The organism is Parvibaculum sp., assembly GCF_049651025.1.
In the GTDB taxonomy this organism is placed as follows: Bacteria; Pseudomonadota; Alphaproteobacteria; order Parvibaculales; family Parvibaculaceae; genus Parvibaculum.
Map to the genome: position 1 here is coordinate 1 of NZ_JBASBH010000053.1, position 5,821 is coordinate 5,821.

General features: G+C 61.2%; 4 protein-coding genes. All 4 read right to left on the minus strand.

Features of this window, described 5'->3' with window-relative positions; all coding sequences use genetic code 11:
- Positions 1-142: 142 nt before the first annotated feature.
- Complete coding sequence (locus WA943_RS06695; RefSeq protein WP_424469084.1) at positions 143-1,345, minus strand: acetyl-CoA acetyltransferase; 1,203 nt, start codon at positions 1,343-1,345, stop codon at positions 143-145.
- Positions 1,346-1,376: 31 nt separating this feature from the next.
- Positions 1,377-2,885: a hydroxymethylglutaryl-CoA synthase family protein gene (locus WA943_RS06700; RefSeq protein ID WP_424469085.1), complete on the minus strand. Its 1,509-nt coding sequence runs from the start codon at positions 2,883-2,885 to the stop codon at positions 1,377-1,379.
- A 165-nt stretch (positions 2,886-3,050) separates the two neighbouring features.
- The gene (locus tag WA943_RS06705) at positions 3,051-4,241 is read right to left on the minus strand and encodes a tetratricopeptide repeat protein (RefSeq protein WP_424469086.1); all 1,191 of its coding nucleotides are present in this window, start codon (positions 4,239-4,241) and stop codon (positions 3,051-3,053) included.
- Positions 4,242-4,373: 132 nt separating this feature from the next.
- Positions 4,374-5,821: glutamine--fructose-6-phosphate transaminase (isomerizing) (gene glmS, locus WA943_RS06710; RefSeq protein WP_424469087.1), on the minus strand; the 1,448-nt coding region annotated here is incomplete at its 5' end.

Below are 5,821 nucleotides of genomic sequence, written 5' to 3' on the forward strand. Positions count from 1 at the left end.
CCCGCGCCCTGATCAGATAGCAGGCGATTGCCGTCAGCGGGAGGAAGGCGAACAGGAAGATCGGGGAGTTAAAGAGCATTGGGCATCCACAAAAAAGGGCCGGGATTTCTCCCGGCCCTTGCTTCTATCATATGGAGTGCATTTACGCTCCGTGTGCGCCGATGATCGTGACCGAACACACGTTCTGCGACGGCGCACCGCCCAGATTATGCGTGAGGCCGATCCGGGGATTGCCGAGCTGGCGCGCGCCCGCCCTGCCCTGAAGCTGCAGATACATTTCATAGGCCATGCGCAGGCCCGACGCACCGATCGGGTGGCCGAAGCACTTGAGGCCGCCGTCGATCTGACAAGGCACCTTGCCGTCCGCGTCGTAGAAGCCGTCCATCACGTCCTTCACGGCATGGCCTTCGGGCGAAATGAACAGGTCTTCCATCGTCACGAGTTCGGTGATCGAGAAGCAGTCATGCACTTCCATCATGCTGACTTCTTCGCGGGGCCGCTGGATGCCTGCTTCCAGATAGGCTTTCTTCGCGGCGATACGCGCGGTGTGGAAGTAGCTGCCGTCCCAGGAGTTATGCTGGGATTCAAGGCCGTTCGACACGGCAAGCTGCATCGCCTTCACGGTGACGATGTCCTTCTTGCCGAGTGCCTTGGCGATTTCCGGCGTCGTCACGATGGCGGCTGCCGCGCCGTCCGAAACGCCGCAGCAATCGAAGAGGCCGAGCGGCTCGGCGATCATCGGCGCGTTCATCACCTGCTCTTCGGTGACGATGTTCTGAAGATGCGCCTTGGGGTTCTTCGCGCCGTTCGCGTGGCTCTTCACCGAGATATGTGCGATGGCGCGCTTCAGGTCTTCCTTTGAAACGCCGTGCTTTGCGCGATAGGCGGACGCAAGCTGCGCGAAGTTGCCGGGCGCGGAGCCTGACGGCGCCCATTGCGGGATCAGCGTGCCGGCATTGCCGACCGGAAGGCCGCCATAGCCTGTGTCTTTCAGCTTCTCCACGCCGAGCGCGATGGCGATGTCGGCGGCGCCCGAGGCGACCGCATAGACCGCGCCACGCAGCGCTTCCGAACCGCCTGCGCAGAAGTTTTCAACGCGCGTCACCGCGATGTTCGGCAGACGCAGAGCCAGCGACATCGGCGTGCCGCCCTTGCCCGTGCCGGTTTCGTCGATATGCGTCGAGAACCATGCCGCGTCGATCTGCGTCGGCTCGATGCCTGCATCCTGCATTGCTTCGAGATAGGCCTCGACCATCAGTTCTTCCGGACCGGCGTCCCAGCGTTCGCCGAACTTCGAGCAACCCATGCCAAGGATCGCAACCTTGTCTTTGATACCTGCAGCCATAATCAAATCTCCCTGATCGCGTTCGCCTGGCTTATTCAGCCGCCTGGCCGGTTTTCGATTTTGCGTTTGCGCCGGCGACCGGCACTGCTTTCCAGAAGTATCTCCGGAAGCCGCGACGTTCGTCGAAGTCCTTGATGCGGAAGACAAGCCGCACATCCATGCCGGAGTCGACCGCGCCCTGCTCGACGTCGGTGAAGTCCATCATGATCCGGCCGCCTTCATCGAACACGACCATGCCGTAGTGATGTGGCGGGTTCATGCTGAAGGACAGGAAGTCTGCCGACCATGACAGGATCTTCGCCTTGCGCTCGGCGAACTTGTAGGGCTCCTGCGTATCGACTGTGTGGTTGTTCGGGTTGACCGAGATGCGCGAGCGTGGGAACTGGACGACGCCCGTTTCCGTGCAACGACCGCCCACGAGGCCCATGATCATGTCTTCGTTGCGGTAAAGCGTCGTAAGGGCAGTCTTTTTGTCCTGCTCCGCGCGCATGCCCTTTTCCCACTCGATCAGGCCGTTGAAGGTGAGAAACTTCAGATAGTTCGTTTCTTCCTGACGGTTCGCGAGCGAGCCGACAATGCCGCGCTTGCCTGCCTGGCTTGCGAGCTTGTCCGTCACTTCGAAAACAAGCGCGTCGCAACCGCCGCCGAAATGAAGTACCAGCACCTTGTCGCCGGGCTTTGCTTCTTTCTGCAGCGTGTGGACGAGCAGCACCAGCGAATGCGCTGCGCCGGTCTCGCCGCAATTGGCGGCCAGCGTGTCGCGCGCAGCTTCCGGCGCAATGCCGCTTTTCTTCGCAAGCGTTTCGACGAATTTCGTGCCGAAGGTCGTCGGCAGGATGAAGTGCTTGATCTCATCGGCCTTCACGCCTGCATTGTCGAGAGCGGCCTTGATCGCGCGGGGGACGATCTTTGTGTAGCCCTCGTCGCGGATCCAGCGCTCTTCCCAGTTGTAGTCGAAGTCTTCCGTCTCACCGCGAAAGTGGTCGACGAAATCGACGGTGAGGCTGGTGCCGCCAAGATATTCGGCGATGATATTTTCAGTGCCGACCGAAACGGCGGCTGCGCCGTCGCCGAAGTCGAGTTCCTGTGCGCTTGCTGCGCGCGTCTTGCGATGATCGGCGGCGAGCACGAGCGCGTGCTTCGCATCGCCCGCCTTCACAGCCGTCAATGCCTGCAACAGCGCGGATGTGCCAGCGCGCTGCGTCGACGACACGTCAACGGCACGCACCGTTTCGTTCAGCGTCAGTGCGGCCGAGATGATGCCCGCGTTCAGACGATCCCTGAACGGCATCGTCGTCGAGCCGAAGAAGAGCGCATCGACATGCGAGCGGTCATCGTCGGGACCGAGCAGGTCGCGCGCCGCCTCAACCGCCATGGTGACGGCGTCTTCGTCCCAGTTCGCCATGGAACGCTCGCCCTTCCCCTTGCCGAGAAAGTTTGGTGCGACCCAGGCATTGGCTTGTGCGATTGCCTTGCGTTGCAGGCGAAGCCGCGGAATATATCCGCCAAAGGCTGTAAGTCCGATTGACTGCTGAGCCATCGTCTCCCTTTCGCTTACTCGTTATATTGTTGGCGTCGAGTTTACCGGCGAAGAGCCTCTGACGACAACAGGCGCGCAAAGGCTCCGCCGCTACGTCAAGGCGTTGTTTTCGAACAAAACAGGGTTTTTTGAGCGATTTGCCCGGAAAAATTCGGCGCTACGCGATCAGCGCGCGACGACGATGCAGTCGATCTTTTTAACAGCCAGTGCCGCGCAACGCGCCTTGGCGTCAGACGCCTTGGCAAATGCGCCGGCATGCAGCCGGAAATAGGTGCCGCGCGCGCCGAGATCGGCTTCTTCAATCGTATGGTCGAGAGAGCCGACGAGTGTACCGCCGCTCTGGCTGATGGTGTTCCATGCCTTGGCTGCGTCGGCCGCCGCGCGGAACGCACCAAGCTGCATTTTGTAACGCCCGTTGGCCGATGGCGGTGGGACGGCTGAAGGTGCAGGCACCATATCGATGGCGCGGAGCGATGCGGTTTCAAGGCGCTCTTCTGCAGATGCGGCGGGCTGGCTTACCGGAGCGCCCTTGTCGAAGCGCGTCGCCTGCGGCTCCCAACCAGTTTGTATGGCGCGGTCACGGCCCGGCAGAAGGCCCGCGCCGGGTGTTGCTATCGAACCTGTCCCGATATTGTCGGGCGCTATCGGCAGCGCGGCGAGTTCGCGATGCTTTTGCAATGCGGGCGCGTAGTTCGGATCAATCGAAAGCGCCTGATTGAGATCTGCAACGGCAGACGCCACATCTCCTGATTTCTCATAGGAAAGTGCGCGGCCCATCAGCGGCAGTTTGCGTTTGTCGCCATTGAGAAGCGTGATCGCCTCGCTGTAGTCGCGAATGGCTGTTGGATAGTCGGCCCTTGCGCGCTCCAGATTGGCGCGGTTGTGATAGGCGGCGGCATAGTCCGGAGAGAGGTCGATCGCGCGCGTGTAATCCTGCTCTGCGCCGAGCTTGTCGCCGACATCCGCCATTGCGATGCCTCGATTGTAGTAGGCCCGCGCCAATACTTCCCTGGCCAGAGCATCCCGTCCGATGGCCTGGGTGTAATCCAGAACCGCCATGCTGGAGAAGCCGAGCTTCTGGCGCGCGATGCCACGATGATGATAGGCGAGCGCCAGGCCTTCCTTGCTGAGCATGCCGCTGTCGATGGCCTGCGTGAGCAGGCGCGTCGCCTCCTCGTAGTGACGCTGCTCGACGGCCTTGACGCCTGCATCGAGGTCCGAGGCGGCCGTCGCATTGAGGCGATCCGGCGTCGCGCCGGTTGTCGACGATACGGAAGTCGCGGGCACGGGCAGAAGCAGCATCAGCGCGGCTACGGCCACGCCTGTCAGCAAATACCTGGAATTTATCAGCCGCATCGAATCCCTCCGTACGCAATATTAACACGTGCGAAAGGGAACGTCCGGGCTTCAGGGCGAAAATGATTGTATTCAGAATGGATTAGAGTGGCACACTTCCATCTGACGCGAGGCTGGGCCGCGACGAATCAGCTATTCGACCGTCACCGATTTGGCCAGGTTACGCGGCTGATCAACATCTGTGCCCTTCGATACAGCAGCGTGATAGGCGAGCAATTGCACGGGGATCGCAGCGATGATGGGCGCGATCAGCGGATCGACCGTGGGTACTTCGATTGTCGCCCAGGCGTCCATTCCCGCCCGCTCGATGCCCTCCTTGTCGGAGATGAGGATCACCTTGCCGCCGCGCGCGATCACTTCCTGCATGTTGGAAATGGTCTTTTCAAAGAGAACATCCACCGGGGCGATGACGATGACCGGCACGGCAGGGTCGATGAGCGCGATGGGCCCATGCTTCAACTCGCCCGCCGCATAGCCTTCGGCGTGGATGTAGGAAATTTCCTTGAGCTTCAGCGCGCCTTCAAGCGCGATAGGAAAGAAATGGCCGCGGCCGAGATAGAGGACGTCGCGGACTTTTGAAAGCTCTGCCGCGATCGCATGGATCGAGCTGTCACGCGAAAGCACGTCGGCGACCTGACGCGGCGTTTCCAGAAGCTTTCGGACGAGGCGCTGGCTTTCGGCAAGGCTGATCGCGCCGCGTGCGAGTGCTGTTCCAACAGCCAAAGCGGCGAGAACGGTCAACTGGCAGGTGAAGGCCTTCGTAGATGCGACGCCGATCTCGGGACCGGCAAAGGTCGGCATGATGACATCGGACTCACGCGCGATGGATGACTCCGTGACGTTGACGACGGAGAGGATTGTCTGGCCTTGCGACTTGCAATAGCGCAACGCGGCCAGCGTGTCGGCCGTTTCGCCAGATTGCGAGATGAAGATGGCGAGGCCGCCCTTCGGCATTGCCGCTTCGCGATAGCGAAACTCCGAGGCAATATCGACCTCGACCGAAATGCGTGCGTAGCGCTCGAACCAGTATTTTGCGACGTGACCGGCATATGATGCTGTGCCACAAGCGATGATCGTGATGCGCGGTACTGTCGCGAGATCGATCGGCAGCTTGGGCAAGCGCGGCGTGTCGTCGAGCGGGTTCACATATTCGCCGAGTGTGTGGCCGATGACTTCTGGCTGCTCGAAGATTTCCTTCGCCATGAAGTGGCGGTGATTGCCCTTGTCGACAAGCGCCGTCGAAACGTCGGTGATGCGAATGGCCCGCTCTACACGATTGCCGTCGGCGTCATAAAAAATCGCGCTGCTTCTTGTGATCTCGACCCGGTCGCCCTCTTCCATGAAGGAGATGCGGTTCGTCATCGGCGCCAGTGCGAAGGCGTCGGAGCCCAGATACATTGCGCCATCGCCATAGCCGACCGCAAGCGGGCTGCCGCGCCGCGCACCGACGATGAGGTCGTTCTCATCCTTGAAGATGATGCCGAGCGCAAAGGCGCCTTCGAGCTCTTTCAGCGCTGCGGCTGCGGCCGCGCGTGGCGGGAGCCCTTTGTCGAGATAATGGGAGACGAGATGGGCGATGG

Excerpts from the sequence above, each read along its gene's own strand:
- WA943_RS06695 (WP_424469084.1), bottom strand. The coding sequence starts at position 1,345 with ATGGCTGCAGGTATCAAAGACAAGGTTGCGATCCTTGGCATGGGTTGC.
- WA943_RS06700 (WP_424469085.1), bottom strand. The coding sequence starts at position 2,885 with ATGGCTCAGCAGTCAATCGGACTTACAGCCTTTGGCGGATATATTCCG.
- WA943_RS06705 (WP_424469086.1), bottom strand. The coding sequence starts at position 4,241 with ATGCGGCTGATAAATTCCAGGTATTTGCTGACAGGCGTGGCCGTAGCC.